Source organism: Arthrobacter sp. D1-29 (assembly GCF_054130585.1).
Genome location: NZ_CP096383.1, coordinates 176917 through 195643, shown reverse-complemented (window position 1 = coordinate 195643; position 18727 = coordinate 176917). Strand labels below are relative to the sequence as shown.

Below are 18727 nucleotides of genomic sequence, written 5' to 3'. Positions count from 1 at the left end.
CATGCAGCCCCTGCAGCTCCAGTCCGTCCGGGCCACCCTCCGCTCTCCCCGCCGGCTCAAGACCGAGGCCCTTGCCGGACTGGTAGTGGCACTGGCGCTGATCCCGGAGGCCATCGCCTTCTCGGTGATTGCGGGCGTTGACCCGCGGATCGGCCTGTTCGCCTCCTTCACCATGGCAGTCACCATCTCCTTCGTGGGCGGCCGGCCCGCCATGATCTCCGCGGCCACCGGCGCCGTGGCCCTGGTCATTGCCCCGCTGATGCGCAGCCACGGCCTGGACCACCTGATCGCCGCCGTGATCCTGGCAGGGGTCTTCCAGATCCTGCTGGCCGTCCTGGGCGTCACCAGGCTGATGCGCTTCATCCCCCGCTCGGTCATGGTGGGCTTCGTCAATGCCCTGGCCCTTTTGGTGTTCATGGCGCAGATTCCCGAGCTGATCGGCGTGCCGTGGATGGTTTATCCGCTGGTTGCCGTGGGCCTGGCCATCGTGGTCTTCCTGCCCAGAATCACGACGGCGGTTCCGTCACCGCTGGTGGCCATCGTGGTGCTCACCCTGTTTGCCGTACTGGCAGGGGTGGACGTGCCCACGGTCCAGGACAAGGGCCAACTGCCGGAGAGCCTGCCCTCGCTGTTCTTTCCCAGCGTCCCGCTGACCTGGGAGACCTTCCAGGTCCTGGCACCTTTCTCGCTCTCGATGGCTTTGGTGGGGCTGCTGGAATCACTGATGACGGCCAAGCTCGTGGACGACATCACGGACACGCGGTCCAACAAAACCCGTGAATCCTGGGGCCAGGGGGTGGCCAACATCGTGACCGGCTTCTTTGGCGGCATGGGCGGCTGCGCGGTGATCGGCCAGACCATGATCAACGTCAAGGGATCGGGAGCCCGGAGCCGGGTGTCCACGTTCCTGGCCGGCGTCTTCCTGCTGATCCTGGTGGTGGCGCTGGGCGATGTAGTGGGCCTCATTCCCATGGCTGCGCTGGTAGCCGTGATGATCTTCGTTTCCGCCATCACCTTCGACTGGCACTCCGTTGCTCCGCGCACACTGCGCCGGATGCCCAAGTCCGAAACCGCCGTCATGCTCATCACCGTGGCGGTGGTGTCGGTGACGCACAACCTGGCCATCGGGGTGGGAGCGGGGGTGCTGGCGGCCATGGCCATGTTCGCGCGCCGGGTGGCCCACTTTGTGACCGTGGAGCGCACGGTGGTGGAACTGAACGGCGAGAACGTGGCCATTTACACCGTGGACGGCGAGCTGTTCTTTGCCTCCTCCAACGATCTCTACACCCAGTTCGAATACGCGCTGGACGCCGAACCTGGCATTGACCGTGTCATCGTGGACCTGCACGCCTCGCACCTCTGGGATGCCTCCACCATTGCGGTGCTGGACGCCGTCACGGAGAAGTATCGCCGGCACGGACGCGAGGTGGAGCTGATCGGGCTCAACTCGGCCAGCATCCAGATGCGCGAGCGCCTGGCAGGCAAGCTGAACTGACCCTCCCCCCGAGGAGTTTTTGTCCATTTGTGGCGACTTTGCCTGCCTCAAAGTCGCCACAAATGGACAAAAACTCGGGAGTTCGGGGGCGGGGGGCTGGGGGTTAGGGCGGCGGGGCGGTGGATTAGGGCGGCGGCCGAGGTTAGGGCGGCGGGGCGGTGGATTCCCTGACCAACAGGTGGGTGGCCAGTTCCACCCGACGTGAGTCGGGCACCTCGCCGCGCACCTGCCGCAGCACAATCCGCAGGGCTGTGCGGCCTATCTCGCGGAGCGGTTGCGCCACAGACGTCAGTGCAGGCACGGAGTCCTGGGCCGGGCGGGTACCGTCAAAGCCCACCACGCTGATGTCAGCCGGAACCCGGATGTTCAGCCTGCGTGCTTCGGCCAGCACGCCCAGGGCGATGGCGTCATTGCCGGCAAAGATGGCAGTGGGCCGTGGCTCCAGTTGCAGCAGGGTGTTCAGCCCCTGGGCTCCGTGATCCGCGGAGAAGGGGCCCGAAACGATATAGCCGTCCCCCACAGCGACTCCTTCTGATCGGAGCGCGGCCAGGTAACCGTGCAGCCTGGCCTGGTTGCATTCGACGGTGTCCGGCCCGCCCAGATAGGCAATTCTTCGGTGGCCCAGCGCCAGGAGGTGTGCCGTGGCGTCCTTGCCGCCGGCCCAGTCGGTGGCGCCAATACTGACCACTTCTTCCGACGGCGGATTGAGGGGATCGATGACAACCACCGGAATGCCGCGGCGGTGGAAGGCGTCAAGGGGCGCGTCGCCGAAGGCCGACGTCACCACGATCATCCCGCAACGGCCCTCGTCCATGATCCGCTGGGCGCGCCGTTCCGGATTCAGTGGTGCGGCGCCGTCGATTCCCCTGACCGTGAGCAGGACCTCCACACCGGAGAGTTCCGCGCACTCCAGGATGCCGTTGAGCACCTCCACGCTGTAGGCGGAGTTCAGTGAGTCCAGGACTACGTCCACCGCGGGCTTTTCCGCCAGCGTACGCCGCTGCTGCAGCGGTGATTTGTAGCCGGTCCGGGCCAACACAGCCAACACCCTTGCCCGGGTTTCGGCGGAGACATCGTGGCGGCCGTTGATGACTTTCGAGACGGTAGGCGCGGAAACCCCAGCCTCCCTGGCGACCGACGCCAGGGTCAGGCGGGCCTGCTGCTCAGACGGCATTCGGGGCTCCTGATTCTTCGAAATATTTCGTTCTGATTCTAAGGGATAAAACCTTGACCGCATCTTCTGGCAGCACTAGATTTTATCCCACTGACGAAAAAGCCTTTCGAAATATTTCGGAAGCAACAGGCCCAAGAGGACACCCCATATGAGCACCCCGCCACCCCTCCGGATTGGCATGATCGGTTACGCCTTTATGGGCGCCGCGCATTCCCATGCCTGGCGTACCGCCCCGCGTTTCTTCGACCTGCCCCTGGAACCACAACTGACCGCAGTGGCCGGCCGCAGCGCCACGGGCGTCCGGGAAGCTGCCGCCAAACTGGGATGGGCCTCCACGGAGACGGATTGGCGGCGGCTGATTGAACGGGATGACATTGACCTGATCGACATCTGCACCCCCGGTGATACCCACGCCGAGATCGCGATCGCCGCCCTTAATGCGGGAAAGCATGTTCTCTGCGAAAAGCCGCTGGCCAACTCCGTGTCCGAGGCAGAGCGGATGGCGGAGGCGGCCACTGCGGCTGCGGACAAGGGGGTGTTCTCCATGTGCGGCTTCACCTACCGCCGCACGCCTGCACTCGCCCTGGCGAAGCGGATGATTGAGCAGGGCCGCCTGGGCAGCATCCGGCACGTCCGGGCGCAGTACCTGCAGGACTGGCTCAGCGACGAAACGGCCCCCATGACCTGGCGGCTGGACAAATCGAAGTCCGGCTCGGGATCGCTCGGCGACATTGGCGCGCACAGCATCGACGCTGCCCAGTGGGTCACCGGCCAGCAGATCAGCGGCGTCTCCGCACTGCTGGAAACCTTTGTCCCCGAACGCCCCCTGGCCGGCGACCTGGTTGGGCTGGGCGGTCACGGCGATGTGGACGCGAACGCACCGCGTGGCCAGGTGACGGTGGACGACGCTGCCATTTTCAGCGCAAGGTTCGACGGCGGCGCCGCTTCCGCCGGCAGTGCTTCCAACGGCGGTCAGCCAGCCGGTGCGATAGGAGTGTTCGAGGCCACCCGCTATGCGCTGGGCCGCAAGAACGCGATGCGGCTGGAGGTGAACGGTACCAAGGGCTCGCTGGCCTTCGACTTTGAAGACATGAACGTGCTCTCCTTTTACGATGCCGCCGCGGGTCCCGACGCCGGCTTCCGCAGGATCATGGTGACCGAGCCCGAGCACCCCTATGTGGGCAACTGGTGGCCCACAGGGCATGGGCTTGGCTACGAACACGGATTCACGCACCAGGCAGTGGACCTTGTGCATTCCATTGCCGAACAGCGCCAGCCCGAGCCCTCCTTCGCCGCCGCGCTCCAGGTCCAGCGTGTGCTTGCTGCCGTCGAGGCGAGCGCGGCCGCCGCCAGCCGCTGGCAAACCGTCTGAATCCATACCCAAGCAGAGGAATCTTATGACCGGCAAGAAGTCCGCCCTGGTGGTCCGTGGCGGGTGGGACGGGCACCAGCCAGTGGAGGCGACGGACCGTTTCATCCCTTTCCTTGAGGGGAACGGATATAGCGTCCGGGTGGAGGACTCCCCCAAGATCTACGGGGACACTGATTACATGGCGGGCGTGGACCTGATCATGCAGTGCATGACCATGTCCACCATCGAGCGGGACGAATTCGATGGGCTGCGCACCGCCGTCGAAAACGGCACCGGACTTGCCGGCTGGCATGGCGGGATCGCCGATTCCTACCGGAACACGTCGGACTACCTGCACCTCATCGGCGGCCAGTTTGCGTGCCATCCGGGCAAGCACCCGGACGAGCGCACCGCCGGCCAGGCGGACAACTACGTGCCGTACACAGTGAACATGCTTCCCGCGGCGGCGGATCACCCGATCACCCGCGGCCTCAGCGACTTTGACCTGGTCACCGAGCAGTACTGGGTGCTGGCGGATGACTACATCGACGTGCTGGCCACCACCACCCAAAAAGTGCGCCCGTGGGACCCCTGGAACCGCGAAGTCACGTCCCCGGCGGTCTGGACCCGGCAATGGGGCCAGGGGCGGATCTTTGTCTGCACCCCCGGCCACAACCTGAAAGTCCTGGAGGACGCCAACGTGAACACCCTGATCGAAAGGGGACTGCTGTGGGCAAGCCGCTGAATGTTGGAATAGTGGGCTGCGGCGCCATCAGCGCCCAGTACCTGGCCAGTTTCCGGAGGCTCAGCTCGGTTCGGCTGGTGGCAGTGGCGGATCTCGATCAGTCCCGCGCTCAGGCAGTCGCCAAAACGAACGACGGCGTCCGTGCGCTCAGCGTCGACGCTCTCCTTGATGACCCCGATGTTGAGCTGGTCCTGAACCTAACGGTTCCGGCAGTCCACGCCGAAGTGGCGCTGAAAGCGATTGCGGCGGGAAAGAGTGTGTACGGCGAAAAGCCGCTCGCTGCCACGACCGAAGAGGCACGCACGGTGCTGGATGCCGCGAAGGCCGCGGGCGCCGTCGTCGGCTGTGCGCCGGATACTGTCCTGGGCACCGGGGTGCAGACCGCCCGCAAGGCGATTGACGACGGCATGATCGGGACCCCGGTGTCCGCCACGGCCACCATGGCCACGCCCGGTCATGAGTTATGGCATCCCAATCCTGATTTCTACTACCAGCCCGGCGGCGGCCCGCTCCTGGACATGGGCCCCTACTACGTCAGCGCCCTGGTGACACTGCTGGGGCCGGTGGTGTCAGTGACCGGGGCGGCGAGCCACACCCGTGCCCAGCGCACCATCGGCTCGGGTCCCCGCGCCGGCCAGGTGATTCCGGTGGAGGTCGACTCGCACGTGACGGGTATCCTGACCCACCAGGACGGAGCCATCTCCACGCTGGTGATGAGCTTCGACGCGGTGCGCACCAAGGCCCCGAACATTGAGGTGCACGGCGAATTTGGCTCCCTGGTGGTCCCGGACCCCAACCGTTTCGACGGCGATGTTGAGCTTTTCGCCCTCGGCTCCCGCGAGTGGGAAACCCTGCCGGTCTCAGCCGGCTATGTGGACGCCGGCCGGGGCTTCGGCATCGCCGACCTCGCCTCGACCCCTGCAGGAACGGAACCCCGCGCTGGCGGGCAGCTGGCCTTCCATGTGCTCGATGTTATGGAATCGGTGCTGGAATCCGCCCGGGCAGGGTCCTCGGTAACCGTCCGCAGCACCGTGGCCCGGCCGGAGCCTGTGCCGCTGACGGCTGTTGCCTGAGGCAGGCGCCTGGCTAAAAAGCCCTCCCGGCGGCAGGGTGTGTGGCGGTGTGTTTAGCCGTGCCGTGGCGGCCCGTCAGTCTGCCGGCACATACGTCAGCCTGTAACTAAGCAGCACAATCCCTGACGGAAAGGAGCGGCACTCCAGGAGCTCAAGCTTTGTCGATTGGCTGGTCCTGCCGAGGAAAGGCACACCGCCGCCGAGGACAACCGGAATGATGGAAATACCCAGTTCGTCGAGCAACTCCAACTCGATGAACTGGGTGAGCAGTTGAGAGCCGCCAAAGACACAAATGTCCTTGTTGTCGGGGATGGAGGCCTTGATGTCCGCCACCAGCTCTCTGAGGTCTCCTGAAAACAATGTGGTTTTCGCCGGTGCCGGCAGGCTCCTGTCGTGGGTCACCACGTAGCTCGGCGCCCCGGAACCCATGCCGCCGGTGCCAGCCACTTCGCGGTAGGTGTTGGCGCCCATGACGTACGCGCCGGTCCTTTGGCTGGTTTCTTCGAAGCCGTAGTCCTCATCCTTGGCCATCGCATTGTTCAGCCAGGACAAGTCCCCGGTCTCTGAACGGATATAACCATCGAGGCTGGCAGCCATCCCGCCGAACACCGTGCCCATGAAGCTGACGCTATCCACGCCCGCCACCCCGGTCAAGATTTCGCGTTGACTCGTAAATAACCTCCGCGAAGGGGATACGTTGCCTCATTGATAATCCTCCGTGTGGGCTCCTCGGTCACAGGGGAAAGCCTCTATGGGACCGCCGTATTTCCTAAAAGCCCGTTGAGATAAAGAATCACAAATGCCGCGATGACAAGCAATGTAATGATGGGCAGTTGCCATTTTCGCATCGCTTGTCCTTCCGAGGCTCTGTAGGGATGAGAGTACGTGATCCATTAAGTAAGCGGCCAAGGGGCGGGTGTGACCGGCGGATCAGCGATGGGGACGGACGACCACTGCCACTCATGGTCGTCCGCCCCGTTGTGCGCGTATCTTATGGCTGTCGGGCTGTGGCGTGGGTGACGACGGGTGCCGCTCCGGTGTAGCCGTCGCGTGCAGCGGCGATCTGGCGGATCCTTCCGCGGCATGCGTACCAGCCGGCGATCATGAGGGCCACCGCAATTGCAGTTACGAGCATGGTCAACGGGGATTCGATAAGGATCATGACAAGGACCACGGCGAGGAAGGCAATGGTTAGATAGCCGGTAAAGGGGGCTCCAGGCATGCGGAACGAAGGACGTTGGGTCCAACCTTTCTTGCTCCACCGCTGAAACTGGATTTGGCACAGGACGATCGCGCCCCACGCGACGATGATGCCAACGGCCGCGATGTTAAGGACGATCTCGAACGCGTCGCCGGGGACGATGTAGTTCAGCGGGATGCCGAGGAAGGAAACTGCTGCGGTGATGGCAATGCCGCCGTAGGGGACGCCCGCCTTGTTCATTCGGAGCGCGAATTTCGGCGCTGAGCCTGCGGTGGCCATCGAGCGCAGGATTCTTCCGGTTGAGTAGAGCCCGGCGTTGAGCGAAGACAGGGCGGCTGTGAGCACGACGAGGTTCATGATGGAGTCGATGCCATTGATGCCAATCGAGCTGAAGAACGTCACGAACGGACTCACGCCCTTTTCGTAAGCGGTGTAGGGCAGCAGCAGTGAAAGCAAGACGACGGATCCAACGTAGAAGACCGCGATGCGGGCGATGACGGCGTTGATCGCCTTAGGCATGACCTTGGCCGGGTTCTCGGTTTCGCCGGCGGCGGTGCCGACGAGCTCAATTGAGCCGTAGGCAAAGATGATTCCCGACATGAGCAGGATCATCGGCATGATGCCGTTCGGGAAGATTCCGCCGTGGTCGGAGATGAGCTGGAAGCCGACCGGATCACCGGTTGGGGTGCCGAAGAGGACGAAATAGATGCCCACGAGGAGGAAAATGACCAGTGCGGCGACCTTGATGAGGGCGAACCAGAATTCCATCTCGCCGAAGACCTTGACGGAGACAAGGTTGAGGGCGAGGACGAGCACCAGGGCGATGAGGGCCCAGCCCCATTGCGGGACCGCGGCGATCCAGGGGACGTACCTGCCGAAGAAGCTCATGTAGAGCGCGGCAGCGGTCGTGTCGGCGATGGTCGTGGCGGCCCAGACCAGCCAGTAGAACCATCCCACGGTGAACGCTGCCTTCTCTCCGAAGAATTCTCGGGCGTAGGAGACGAACGAGCCCGACGATGCCCGGTGCAGTACGAGTTCGCCGAGGGCGCGCAGGATCAGGAAGGCGAAGGCCCCGCAGATGGCGTAAGCGACGAAGAGCGATGGCCCGGCTGCGGCAAGGCGGCCACCTGCGCCGAGGAATAGGCCGGTGCCGATCGCGCCCCCGATGGCGATCATCTGGATTTGTCGGGATTTAAGTCCTTTCTGATAGCCGGCATCCTCGGCGTGCAGGACTTGGTCGGGTGCGTGTGCGTGCCCGGAGTCTGTGACGGGTGGCTGAATCGACATGGGAAGCCTTCCTGTGGATATGAGGCTTGAATTGCGAGGCCTGATGGTCTGCGGCGTAACCGCCGGAGTTGGGGTGAGCTCGGGCGGATGTCCGCCCTCTGCGGGGCTTCCTGGCATTCGAGGTGATTGCCGTTCTGGGCCCGCCCGCGGTCAAGCGACCTGATGAGTGGAACGACGGGATATGGAAGACCTGAACCCCCGGCGTATTGGGAGATTCAAATCACAGTTGAGAGTATGCACGACGTCACACCTAAAAATCAACAGTTTGTTGGATAGATTTGGACGCTTCTGCTATTGATGCCATGGAAGCGCGCGGAAGCTGAGGTTTGTGTAGTGGGATCCGATCTACCGCATGTAAACGAAATGTGTAATGATTGTGAAAAGTTCCGCTTCATTCAAACTGTGTGTTGAATACCCTTGAAGGTGGACCGACGTGGCGCACCTGCTGTGCCGCGTCCGCCTCTCGAACGTCTGGAAGGTTTCTCATGGCTGAGTCAGCTACGTCCACACCGCTCTATGAACGTGCGGTCCGGGTGGGGGATCTACTCTTTGTCTCCGGCCAACTCCCTATCGGAGATGGTGGGTTGCTCTATCCCGGGCGGGTGGGCCAGGAAGTTACAGTCGAGCAGGCGCGTGAGGCTGCCGTGCTCGCTGCCAGCCGATGCCTGGACGTCGTCCGCGGCGAACTCGGGTCGTTGGATGCGGTCAAGGGTATCGCCAGGATCGGAGGATACGTCTCAGCAGGGGAAGGATTCGTGGATGCATCCGCCGTTGTCGATGGTGCGTCCCAACTCGCCCTCGATGTCCTTGGAGAAAAAGGGCACCATGCGCGGTTGGCAATGGGGGTAGCCTCGCTGCCGCTGGGTGCATGCGTGGAGATTGAAATGACTGTCCTGTGCTAGGGGCAGCCGGGCAGGCTCAAGCCCGCAGCTTCACGACAATGGGGAACCCGCTTGAGGAGCTCTCCCTCGAACAGCTCCGCCAGCGCACGAGCATGAAATGGCGCACTCATCCCTCCGACGTGCTGCCTCTGTGGGTTGCCGAGATGGACGTCCGGCTCGCGCCGCCCGTTTCGGAAGCGCTTCACCAGGCCATCGATGCCGGGGACACCGGATATCCGGCTGGGACGGAGTTCGCGGAGGCCATAAGTGCGTTCGCTTCCCGGCGCTGGGGCTGGGATGGGCTGGCAGTCGAGCGCACGGCCATCGTGCCCGACGTGATGATGGGCGTCGTCGAAATCGTGCGGCTGATTACAGATCCAGGAGACGCCGTTGTGGTCAACTCGCCGGTCTATGCGCCTTTTTACGCTTTCATCACCCATGATTCGCGCAGGATCATTGAAGCGCCGCTAGGACAGGATCTCCGGATCGACCTCGGCACCCTCGAGGAAGCTTTCAAGCACGCGCGGTCGCAGGGACGGAATGCCGCCTACCTGATCTGCAATCCACATAACCCGACCGGGGTGGTCCACAGCCCTGAAGAACTCGCAGCCGTCGCGGCTCTCGCCCATAACTACGGGGTCCGGGTCGTCTCGGACGAGATCCACGCCCCGCTCGTCCTTCCGGGAGCAAAATTCACGCCATATCTCAGCGTGCCCGGGGCCGAGAACGCATTTGCGCTCACGTCGGCGTCAAAGGCCTGGAACCTCGCCGGCCTCAAGGCAGCACTCGCAATCGCCGGACCAGACGCGGCCGATGATCTGGACCGCATACCCGAAGAAGTCAGCCACGGACCGAGCCACCTGGGGATCATCGCCCAGACCGCCGCGTTCCGTGATGGTGAAGAATGGCTGGATGCTCTGCTCCGAGGCCTCGACGCGAACAGGACTCTCCTCGGAAAGCTGCTCGCCGAACATCTTCCCGGTGTCGGGTTCACCCCTCCCGAGGGGACATACCTGGCCTGGCTGGATTGCAGCCACCTCGCCGTGGATTCGCCAGGCGGCCCCGAAGGCCTCGCCACCGTTGCCGACCTTGCCGGGCCGGCCAGGATGTTCCTCGACAAGGCGAGGGTCGCACTGAGCTCCGGCCATGTCTTCGGCACGGGCGGGGCGGGACATGTTCGCCTCAACTTTGCCACTTCCCAGGCCAATCTCACAGAGGCCATCACCCGGATGGGCCGAGCCGCCCACCCCGATTGAACAAGTTCTATCAGTCCGCCTAAGGGAGGCCAGCATGATCCTTGTCCTGCAACAGCATGTTGAAGAAGAAAGGACCTGCCCGGAGGTGGATCACGGACCACAGCGGATACGCTTCAACAAAAGGCACAATTCACTGCGGTTCCGGGAACCCGGATCGCCTACTAATCGGAAAGGACAGCAGCAATGACCCAGATTGGTTCGGTCGGATACACAGCTCCGTCCCCGGACGCGCTGCACGGAATGGACGCCGAGTCCATCAACCTGGTCCTGGAGCTCCTGGTGGCCCCCCTTCAGGCCGCGGTGCCTCAGCCCACCGAGGTGGTCCTGCACGACCTGCAGCGAATCCCTAACACTGTCCGTGCTATCGCCGGAGACGTCACCCGGCGCCAGATCGGTGACCCGCCTACCGACAAATTGCTCGAACGCGTGGCAGCCGGTGATTTCTCCCATGAGATCGGCTACCGCTCGCAACTGCCTGACGGGAGAATCCTCCAGAGCACGACGATCATTTACGTCGACAAGGAAGGCCGTGCCGCCGCAGCCCTGTGCCTGAACGCTGACGTGTCAGCCTGGGTCACGCTCCGCTCGGCCTTGGACCGCTTCGTTCTCGGCCACGACGGGAGCTCCGTGCTCGCGGCGCCTGCACTGAACAAGGCGACGTCGGTCGGCCCCCAGGGGAGCGAGTACTTCCCGCACAGCGTGGAGGAACTCAGCTCCAAGCTCGTCGAGGCGGCGATCGCCGCCATTGGGGTCCCCGTCGAACAAATGCGCAAGGAACACAAAGTGCAGGTCGTGGCGGAGCTTGAACGTCGTGGCTTCTTCCTCGTAAAGCAGGCTGCCGAGACTGCCGCCGTCGCGCTCGGAGTCACGCGGTTCACCATTTACAACTACCTCAACGAGCTCGGCGGAGAGGTCGAAGAGACAGCCTAAACCTCGACAGAAGCCAGCGTCACCTGGTTCCTGGAGCTCAAGCCTTCATCATCGCCGGATCACCATTGATGAACAATTCCCTACCCCGTCATGCCCAAAATGAGGAACTGGAGCGTCACACGGCCCAGCAAGTCATGAGGGCAATCGTCGGGGCTTGGATCAATCACCTTCCCTAAACCAGACAAGCGTCAAGTTAATCAAAAGGAGAAAAAATGAACACCGTCACCACCACCAAGCCGTTCGCCGACCTCGCTGCTATCGAGGCAACCGTCGAAGCCGTCACCGCCCAGCGTGAACTCGGCCGCGTCACTTTTACCATGAACAGTGAGTCCGCAGGCGGTCTAACAGCGAAGACCGAAACTGGACCACTGGTGCAGGCAGGCGTACCGGACGAGTCACGACGTGGAAAGTACACGCTGCACAGTGACGAGCCCATCTCACTGCTAGGCACAGACACTGCCGTCAGCCCGGCTGAATACATTCTCAAAGGGCTCGCCGGCTGCTACGTCGTTACCCTCGCCTCACTCGCCGCATCCCGCAACATCACGCTCGAGCAGATCCGGCTCACCCTCGGATTCGATATCGATCTGAGCGGATTCCTCGGCATCGACAAATCCGTCCGAAAGGGCGCAGAACACATCACGGTCGACGTGGAACTCGAAAGCCCAGGCACTTCACGAGAAGACCTTCAAGACCTCGTAAAGGCACTGGAGGCGACCTCGCCAATCCGCGACACGCTTGCCAACCCCGTGAAAGTCACCACCACTCTCAACTAGGCACCATCGGTGAGTTCCTGGGCCGGGCTTCAAAGCCCGGCCCAGGAACACTGGGAAACCAACGGCGCGTCATGTAAAAACCCTCCATAGCTGTCTCCAAGGATGAATCATTCTGGCTTTTAGGTTGAGATTGCACCGATCCGGAGAAACGCGGTGGAAGCCGTGGATATGGTGACAGCATGGAATCAGTTCTGAAAATTGCGCGGCCTTGGGGTGCCCCAGCGGCAGCCGTCATCTTTTTCCTCCTGTGGTGCCTCGGTGAGGCCGGCCGAATGGGAGGGTCCTGGGTGACATGGTCAGGAAACTGGCCGCTGGCCCTGATGACACTGGCTATTGCCACGGCCTCCTGGAAACCGCTGGTATCGCTCGGATTCACAGCAGCCCTCCTCGCCGCACAGTTGACTCACGGCTTGCCGCGTGTGGAGTCAAACACCTGGGCCATTTACCTGGGCTCCTTCATTGCCCTTGGCTTTATCCTCTGGACCGCACCCCGGCGGATGCGGTTTATCGCGGCCGGCGCCAATCTGGTTTTCGCAGCCCTGATGACCGTCCTCATGCTCTCCTGGAGATATGGCGCCGGGGTCGGCTGGTTCCAGCCCATGCACCACGGTGACAAAGCGATGTTCACGTCCTATGGATTGCAGCTGTTTACCCTCCTTCTGCTGATCGCCGGAGCCTGCGCCGCCGTCGGACTCCTGCTGGCCCTGTCCCAGGAACGCGGCACCCTCTTCCGTTCCCGCGAGCTGGCCCGGAACACCCTGAAGGAAACCGAGATCGACCTCATCGTGGAGCAGGAACGCACACGCATCGCCCGCGACCTCCACGACGTCCTGGCCCATTCCCTTGCCGTCATCGCCGCGCAGGCCGACGGCACCCGCTACTTGAGCCAGGACCAGCCCCCTGCCGTGCTCAACGCGCTGGACACCATCGCCCGCTCAGCGCGAAGCGCGCTCGTGGACGCCCAACGCGTGATCGAATGCGTCCGCGACGATGGAATGGCAACGCCACAGCCACGGCTGAGCGACATCAAGGGGCTGATCGAGACCATGCAGCGGGGCAGTCTGAAGATCCAGTCCAGCGAGTCCGGCACACCCGTTGAGCTCTCCACTGGTCAGCAGGTAGCCGTGTTCCGGATCGTTCAGGAATGTATGACCAACGCGCTCAAACACGGCGGCCGCGGCACGGAAGTTCGGCTCCACCATGACTGGAGCGGCCCGGGCCTTACCCTGCACGTTGCCTCCGCTGTACCCTCCGGCCAGGACCAGGCCGACGACGCGTCCCCGCGCCGGATCGGCCGCGGTCTTCCCGGAATGCGTGAACGCGCCCACCTGGCGGGCGGCTGGCTGACAGCCGGACCGGATGGGGATCACTTCCGGGTGACGGTTTTCATCCCTTACGGGCCGCTCGACGCCGGTCCACACAGTTCTGCCCGTCCAGACAATCCCGCCGCCGGGGCTGAAGACGGCCGTACTCCCAACGGAATTCCGGCTGCGGTCACCCATCCCGTACTGGAAGCAATAGGCTCGCCTCAGCCTCCCGCGGCCGCATCGGAAGCGGCCCGCCGTGGCTGATGCGGGTGCACTCATCTCCGTTGCCCTGATAGATGACCAGCCCCTTTTCCGGGCAGGCATCCGCATGCTCATTGAAAGCCAGGCTGACTTGGAGTTCTTTGGCGAGGCCGGCGACGGGGAGCAAGCGGTGGTCCTCGCCAGCGAACTCCGCCCGGACGTCATCCTGATGGACCTGCGCATGCCCGTCATGGACGGAGTCGAAGCCACCCGGCGGATTGTGGAGCATGCCGCTGCCACAGGCACCGACAAGCCCAAAATCATCGCCCTGACCACTTTCAACAGGGACCAGGCCGTGGTCCAAGCCGTCCAGGCCGGAGCCAGCGGCTATTTACTCAAGAGCGCCGAGCCGGAATTCCTCCTGGCTGCCATTCGGACCGTTCACTCGGGCTACTCGGTGATCGCACCAGGATCGGTCCACTCCCTCTTCCAGCACGCCGCCCGCAACACTCCCGCTGCGGACCCGGACTTGTCGGTCCTGGAGGTCCTCTCCGTGCGGGAACGGGACGTTTTTCTTCTCGCGGCCAAGGGCCTCAGCAATGGCGAAATCGCGGAAGGCCTGTTCGTCTCTGAGGCAACCGTCAAAACACATCTGCGCAGCGTGCTGGACAAGCTGGAACTCCGCACGCGGCTGCAACTTGTCGCCTTCGCCTACGAACGCCATCTACTAGGCAACTAAACTACTTAGTTCTGGCGGACCGCGATCTGCTCAGCCTCACGAACCCCAGCGGGGGTAAAGCGGGCGCCGGTGTCCGGGAAGGAAGGCACCTCGATCCGGGCATGGCTGTGGATTTCGGAGACAGTTCTGCGGGTGTGCCCGGCTATTTCCTCCATGGTTGCCACCCACATCCCGTCCATCGCCTTGACCCGCTCGATAAGACGCTCCAGCGCAACAGCCTTGGACGGCCGCCCGGAGATGAACGGATGGTTGGTCAGCACAAAGCAGCTCCCCTGGGCATGGTGCGCCTCCGCCTCAAGGGTCCACATTTCCAGGACCTTGGCCGGGCTTTCGATAACGCCGCTGCCGGTGACTCCGGGATAGAAGGCGTACTGTTCCCAGTCGTCCAGAGCCCAGTCCACAGGGATTTCGACGATGTCCCGGCTGTCATCGGGGGCCACGCTGAAGCGGTACGGAGCGTCGCCGTCGAGCAGGCTCGAATCATAAAGGAAGCCGCGGTCCGCGAGGAGCGCTGCTGAATGCCAGTTCAGCTCCCACCACGGGGCCCGGTACCCAACAGGCTCAACTCCGGCTGCTTTCGCCAGCGCCTCCAGGCCGCGGTCAATGTAGCGGCCCTCGGTTTCGGCGTCGATGCCCTGCATGGGTTCGTGCAGGTAGCCGTGGTGGGCCACCTCGTGACCGGCGTCCACGATCCGCCGGACCGTGTCCGGGTAGCACTCGGCCGTAAACCCGGGAACGAAGAACGTGGCCCGGACGTCCTGCCGGGCAAGGATCTGCAGCAGCCGCGGAACGGCCACCTTCGGCCCGTAGGACTGATGCGTCATCAGCGACATCCTGCGCGTGCTTTTGGGGTCATGGGCAATGGTGCAGGACTCGGCGTCGACGTCGAACGTGAAGGAGGCTGCTGCCCGCTTCCCCTCGGGCCAGGTGATCGGATGGGCTAAGTCCGGGAATGCTTCAAGGGTCATCTCAGGGTTCCTCTTAGGTGGAGTCAGGCAGTTCGGGGTCCGGCGGTTGGCAATGCGGCCTTGTGGCGTCCGGTCGTGTGGCGTCCGGCCGTTCGGGGCAGGGCCGCTCCCAATCCGGCCGTGCCCTGACAGGCTGTTCACAGCCCGGCCGGGGCACCGGGCTGCGTGGAAACGGCCAGGTCTGCTGACGGCTGCTGCTGTGCCGGGGCTGCCAGTGCGTCGTCGAGATATTTGCGGTGGACCTTCGGGCCAAGGACGGCGTAGGTACCGGCGCTGGCGAGGCCGCCGGCGAGCCATGACAGGTCCCACCCGCCCAGGGCCACGGCGATGGGGCCCTGCATCGCGGGGACGAGCCCGTACATAAACAGCCAGGTGGCGAAGATCCCCACCAGCAGGGACGTGACGCCCGCCCAGTTGACGCCGGGGAGCCGCTTGGTACCGACGGCGTCGAAGAGCCTTTCCGGGTTGCCGGGCCAGCGCTTTTCGATCCAGAAGTAGTGCACCAGCATGACGCCGCCCCAGGCCGCTACCCAGGCGACCAGCCCGATCAGCCAGGCATCAAGGACAGCGGCGAAATCTTCCTGGAAGATGAAGAAGACGACGGCGGCCAGGGAGAAGACCCCGACGAACAGGTTCAGTTTGCGGCGGCTGATGGTGATGTCCAGTGACTGCGTGGCCACCGAAAAGGTGTAGATGTTCAGGATGTTGGTGGCGATGGGGCCATGCAGGACCATCAAAAGAACGGGCAATGCCAGGACACCGAAGTTCTGGACTATGAGCTTCCCGGGATCAATTTCGCCGCTGTTGGTGGCCAGGCTTGCGCCGAGGATTCCGAGCCACACCACGGGGATGAACTGGCCAAGGACCGACGCCAGGTAGACCTTCTTCTTGGGTACTTCGGTGCTGACGAACCTGGAGTAGTCGGCCGCGTAGGTGAACCAGGTGATGCCCCAGCCGATGCCGATGGCTGTCATCACAGCGCTCATGGCAGCGATCCGCTCTGACCCTTCCAGGATGTTGCCCGCTGGCCCGGCATAGGACCAGTTGATCTTCATGCCGAACCAGGCGACTGCGGACATAACGGCCAGGATGATGATGGTGGGCGGCACGGTCCACTTTTCAAAGGCGGCGATCGCTTTGTAGCCAAACCAGGCGATGGCTACCTGCGTGGCCATGATGGCCGTGGCCACACCGATCTTCCAGCCGTAATTGGCGGCTGCCGGATCAACCCAGCCGAGCGTCCCGAACAGTGCCATGACCAGGTCCAGGATGATCCAGGTGTTGACCGCGCACCAGCCGATCACCAGGAGCGCCTGGATGGCGGCCGGAAGATAGTTCCCGCGGCGTCCGAATGCCGCCCGGGCCAGGACCATCCCGGTGGCTCCGGTCTTTTGGCCGAGCAGGACAAAGCAGCCGAACAGCAGCATGCCAATGAGGTTGCCGAGGACCAGGACCGTCACAGTGTCCGCAAAGCCGAGGCCGAGATGAATTCCGAGGGCCCCAAGCACCCAGTTGATCGGTGCCAGGTTGGCTCCGGCCCAGATCCAGAACTGGCCGGAGACCTTGTGGGTGCGCTGGGATTCAGGGATTGGCTGCAGCCAGGCTTCGACGTCTTCGAGATGAGCGGATTGCTCAACTCCCGTGCCAGTGGATGGTTGTTGCATCAAGGGCCTCTTCGTTGAGGGGATGGGGATTCTTCAAGATTATGTGTCGGGCACCACATGCACCATCTACAATGTGTCTGGAAGTTCTGCGATCTACGCGACGGAGTGTCATGCCAGTTCGGTTACAAGACGTGTTGCAGCATGCCACCCTGCTGGCAGCCGACCCCGTGGTCCGCGCCGCAGCGGCACTGGTCCCGGAAACGCAGCTCCGCTGGATCCACTCGAGCGAGGTCTTGGACATCGCGCCCCTGCTGGGCGGTGGCGAGCTGTTGCTGACGGGTGGCCAGGCCCTTGCCCTGGCAACGGATGAACGCCGCACAGGCTACATCAGGGAGCTGGCCGAGCGCGGGGTGGCCGCCTTGGCAATCGAGACCGGCAGGGAACTCCCTTCGATCCCCTCCTCGATGGTCGCCGCAGCTGAAAATGCGGGCCTTCCCCTGATTGAGCTTCGCAAGGTGGTGCCCTTTGTCGGCGTGATGGAAGCCATCAACTCCATGCTCGTTAGTGAATCCGCCGCTCAACTGCAGCAGGCGGACCAGGCCAGCCACGCCATGGCGGTGGAACTGGCCCACGGCGGCAGCCTTGACCGGATCCTTGCTGTCTTGGCTGCTGCCACCGCTTCCGAGGTGGTCCTCAGCTCAACGGCGGGAACCACCCTGGCCAGCGCATTGCCGGCCGAGCGGGGTGAAGATCCCGAGCCTGCCCCAAGGGACGCGGCCGCCCGAGACCACGCCAACATCATCCACATTGACGTGCCGGTACGCGGCATACCGTCCGCCCGCCTAACCCTGGACGTTCCCGCCGACGCCGACGTCAACCTGGCGCGGATTGCCGGGACCCGGTCAGTGGACATCCTTGCCCTGGCCCTGTTGCAGCGAATGCCTCCCGGCCTGAAGGAAATGGCGGGCGGGGCGTTGATCCGTGCCATAGCTTCCGGCACGCAAAACTGGAGGCTTCAACAGCTCGCTCCGGCTGCCGGCATCCCCGTGTCGGCGCAGCTGGTGGCAGTGGTGATCCGCTCCCCCGGCTCACAGCAGCTCCGGACGGCCGTGGAGCACCTTCTGAACCGGGTAGGCCGTCAGAGCGCGAGTTATGCGGACAACGCAGAGCTTCTGGCACTGGCCGTCCTTCGCTCCGACAATCCAAAAGACGACAGGCAAAAAATCGTGGCCGGACTGGAGTCGCTGGCGGTACCGGAAGGGACAGTCAGCTCCGTGGGCCCCATAGCTTCCGGCATATCCTTCGCTCCGTGGTCCCTGACCGAAGCCCGGCTCACGCTTGAACTCGCGGCGGGCACGGACTCACCCCGAGCGCCGCGGGGCGCCGCTGTCCTGGATTCCCAGGCGTTCGCCGTCGAGCGGCTTGCCGTCCATTCCCTCGATGAGGCGCAGCGGCGGGACTTTGTGAACCAGCAACTGGCGGCGGTCCTTGACCACGATGCCCAGCGCAACTCCCAGCTGGTTGAAACCCTCAGGGTCTGGCTGGATTCAGGCTGCAATACGGCCCAGGCCGCCCGTGAACTGCACGTGGAGCGGCAGTCGATGCATCAGCGCCTGCAACGGATCTTCTCGCTGTGCGGCGGGGACCCCCGGGGCACCGGCCGGCTGGCTGCCTTGCACGTTGCTACGCGCCTGGCCCAGCTGCAGCCCACCTGACCAAGCGCTTCCTGACGTTTCGCA

16 protein-coding genes are annotated in these 18727 nt (G+C 63.7%); 11 read left to right on the top strand and 5 right to left on the bottom strand.

The genetic code is table 11. The features are described 5' to 3' along the window. The first annotated feature begins 1 nt into the window (after position 1). Positions 2-1495 carry a SulP family inorganic anion transporter gene (locus M1E17_RS00905; protein WP_457964792.1) on the top strand — a complete coding sequence of 498 codons (1494 nt, stop codon included), beginning with the start codon at positions 2-4 and terminating at the stop codon, positions 1493-1495. Between the two features lie 142 nt (positions 1496-1637). Here the strand turns inward: M1E17_RS00905 and M1E17_RS00900 are convergent, their stop codons facing one another. Then, on the bottom strand, positions 1638-2669 hold the full coding sequence (locus M1E17_RS00900; RefSeq protein WP_457964790.1) for a LacI family DNA-binding transcriptional regulator: 1032 nt from the start codon (positions 2667-2669) through the stop codon (positions 1638-1640). 148 nt (positions 2670-2817) lie between these two features. On the opposite strand from M1E17_RS00900, the gene M1E17_RS00895 reads away from it, so the two are divergent. The 3 genes from M1E17_RS00895 to M1E17_RS00885 are packed head-to-tail and all read left to right on the top strand — an operon-like array spanning position 2818 to position 5838. Then, positions 2818-4041 carry a Gfo/Idh/MocA family protein gene (locus M1E17_RS00895; RefSeq protein ID WP_457964789.1) on the top strand — a complete coding sequence of 408 codons (1224 nt, stop codon included), beginning with the start codon at positions 2818-2820 and terminating at the stop codon, positions 4039-4041. A 25-nt stretch (positions 4042-4066) separates the two neighbouring features. After that, complete coding sequence (locus M1E17_RS00890) at positions 4067-4765, top strand: ThuA domain-containing protein (RefSeq protein WP_457964788.1); 699 nt, start codon at positions 4067-4069, stop codon at positions 4763-4765. After that, on the top strand, positions 4750-5838 hold the full coding sequence (locus tag M1E17_RS00885) for a Gfo/Idh/MocA family protein (protein ID WP_457964787.1): 1089 nt from the start codon (positions 4750-4752) through the stop codon (positions 5836-5838). The genes M1E17_RS00890 and M1E17_RS00885 overlap by 16 nt, the downstream gene beginning before the upstream one ends. Positions 5839-5913: 75 nt before the next feature. Here the strand turns inward: M1E17_RS00885 and M1E17_RS00880 are convergent, their stop codons facing one another. Next, positions 5914-6474 carry a dihydrofolate reductase family protein gene (locus M1E17_RS00880; protein ID WP_457964786.1) on the bottom strand — a complete coding sequence of 187 codons (561 nt, stop codon included), beginning with the start codon at positions 6472-6474 and terminating at the stop codon, positions 5914-5916. Positions 6475-6829: 355 nt separating this feature from the next. Beyond that, positions 6830-8326 (bottom strand): amino acid permease, encoded by a 1497-nt coding sequence (locus M1E17_RS00875; RefSeq protein WP_457964785.1) that lies wholly within the window; start codon positions 8324-8326, stop codon positions 6830-6832. A gap of 485 nt (positions 8327-8811) precedes the next feature. On the opposite strand from M1E17_RS00875, the gene M1E17_RS00870 reads away from it, so the two are divergent. The 6 genes from M1E17_RS00870 to M1E17_RS00845 all read left to right on the top strand — a co-directional run bounded on the left by M1E17_RS00870 (position 8812) and on the right by M1E17_RS00845 (position 14416). After that, positions 8812-9228 (top strand): RidA family protein, encoded by a 417-nt coding sequence (locus M1E17_RS00870; RefSeq protein WP_457964783.1) that lies wholly within the window; start codon positions 8812-8814, stop codon positions 9226-9228. 38 nt (positions 9229-9266) lie between these two features. Further along, the gene (locus tag M1E17_RS00865; RefSeq protein WP_457964782.1) at positions 9267-10463 is read left to right on the top strand and encodes a MalY/PatB family protein; all 1197 of its coding nucleotides are present in this window, start codon (positions 9267-9269) and stop codon (positions 10461-10463) included. Between the two features lie 183 nt (positions 10464-10646). Then, positions 10647-11393 carry a helix-turn-helix transcriptional regulator gene (locus tag M1E17_RS00860; protein WP_457964781.1) on the top strand — a complete coding sequence of 249 codons (747 nt, stop codon included), beginning with the start codon at positions 10647-10649 and terminating at the stop codon, positions 11391-11393. 212 nt (positions 11394-11605) lie between these two features. Beyond that, positions 11606-12169, top strand: a complete 564-nt coding sequence (locus tag M1E17_RS00855; RefSeq protein WP_457964780.1) for an OsmC family protein — start codon at positions 11606-11608, stop codon at positions 12167-12169. Positions 12170-12348: 179 nt separating this feature from the next. Next, complete coding sequence (locus tag M1E17_RS00850; protein WP_457964779.1) at positions 12349-13740, top strand: sensor histidine kinase; 1392 nt, start codon at positions 12349-12351, stop codon at positions 13738-13740. Continuing rightward, complete coding sequence (locus tag M1E17_RS00845; protein ID WP_457964778.1) at positions 13733-14416, top strand: response regulator; 684 nt, start codon at positions 13733-13735, stop codon at positions 14414-14416. The genes M1E17_RS00850 and M1E17_RS00845 overlap by 8 nt, the downstream gene beginning before the upstream one ends. Positions 14417-14421: 5 nt before the next feature. Here M1E17_RS00845 and M1E17_RS00840 read toward each other — a convergent pair whose 3' ends face one another. Continuing rightward, positions 14422-15384 (bottom strand): polysaccharide deacetylase family protein, encoded by a 963-nt coding sequence (locus M1E17_RS00840; RefSeq protein ID WP_457964776.1) that lies wholly within the window; start codon positions 15382-15384, stop codon positions 14422-14424. Positions 15385-15521: 137 nt separating this feature from the next. After that, positions 15522-17048: a purine-cytosine permease family protein gene (locus tag M1E17_RS00835; protein ID WP_457964775.1), complete on the bottom strand. Its 1527-nt coding sequence runs from the start codon at positions 17046-17048 to the stop codon at positions 15522-15524. Between the two features lie 110 nt (positions 17049-17158). Here M1E17_RS00835 and M1E17_RS00830 point away from each other — a divergent pair, with 110 nt between their 5' ends. Continuing rightward, positions 17159-18703, top strand: coding sequence for a PucR family transcriptional regulator (locus tag M1E17_RS00830; protein ID WP_457964773.1), 1545 nt, complete (start codon positions 17159-17161; stop codon positions 18701-18703). Positions 18704-18727: the final 24 nt, after the last annotated feature.

Excerpts from the sequence above, each read along its gene's own strand:
- M1E17_RS00835 (WP_457964775.1), bottom strand. The coding sequence starts at position 17,048 with ATGCAACAACCATCCACTGGCACGGGAGTTGAGCAATCCGCTCATCTC.
- M1E17_RS00895 (WP_457964789.1), top strand. The coding sequence starts at position 2,818 with ATGAGCACCCCGCCACCCCTCCGGATTGGCATGATCGGTTACGCCTTT.
- M1E17_RS00865 (WP_457964782.1), top strand. The coding sequence starts at position 9,267 with ATGGGGAACCCGCTTGAGGAGCTCTCCCTCGAACAGCTCCGCCAGCGC.
- M1E17_RS00890 (WP_457964788.1), top strand. The coding sequence starts at position 4,067 with ATGACCGGCAAGAAGTCCGCCCTGGTGGTCCGTGGCGGGTGGGACGGG.
- M1E17_RS00905 (WP_457964792.1), top strand. The coding sequence starts at position 2 with ATGCAGCCCCTGCAGCTCCAGTCCGTCCGGGCCACCCTCCGCTCTCCC.
- M1E17_RS00860 (WP_457964781.1), top strand. The coding sequence starts at position 10,647 with ATGACCCAGATTGGTTCGGTCGGATACACAGCTCCGTCCCCGGACGCG.
- M1E17_RS00830 (WP_457964773.1), top strand. The coding sequence starts at position 17,159 with ATGCCAGTTCGGTTACAAGACGTGTTGCAGCATGCCACCCTGCTGGCA.
- M1E17_RS00900 (WP_457964790.1), bottom strand. The coding sequence starts at position 2,669 with ATGCCGTCTGAGCAGCAGGCCCGCCTGACCCTGGCGTCGGTCGCCAGG.
- M1E17_RS00870 (WP_457964783.1), top strand. The coding sequence starts at position 8,812 with ATGGCTGAGTCAGCTACGTCCACACCGCTCTATGAACGTGCGGTCCGG.
- M1E17_RS00840 (WP_457964776.1), bottom strand. The coding sequence starts at position 15,384 with ATGACCCTTGAAGCATTCCCGGACTTAGCCCATCCGATCACCTGGCCC.
- M1E17_RS00855 (WP_457964780.1), top strand. The coding sequence starts at position 11,606 with ATGAACACCGTCACCACCACCAAGCCGTTCGCCGACCTCGCTGCTATC.
- M1E17_RS00850 (WP_457964779.1), top strand. The coding sequence starts at position 12,349 with ATGGAATCAGTTCTGAAAATTGCGCGGCCTTGGGGTGCCCCAGCGGCA.
- M1E17_RS00875 (WP_457964785.1), bottom strand. The coding sequence starts at position 8,326 with ATGTCGATTCAGCCACCCGTCACAGACTCCGGGCACGCACACGCACCC.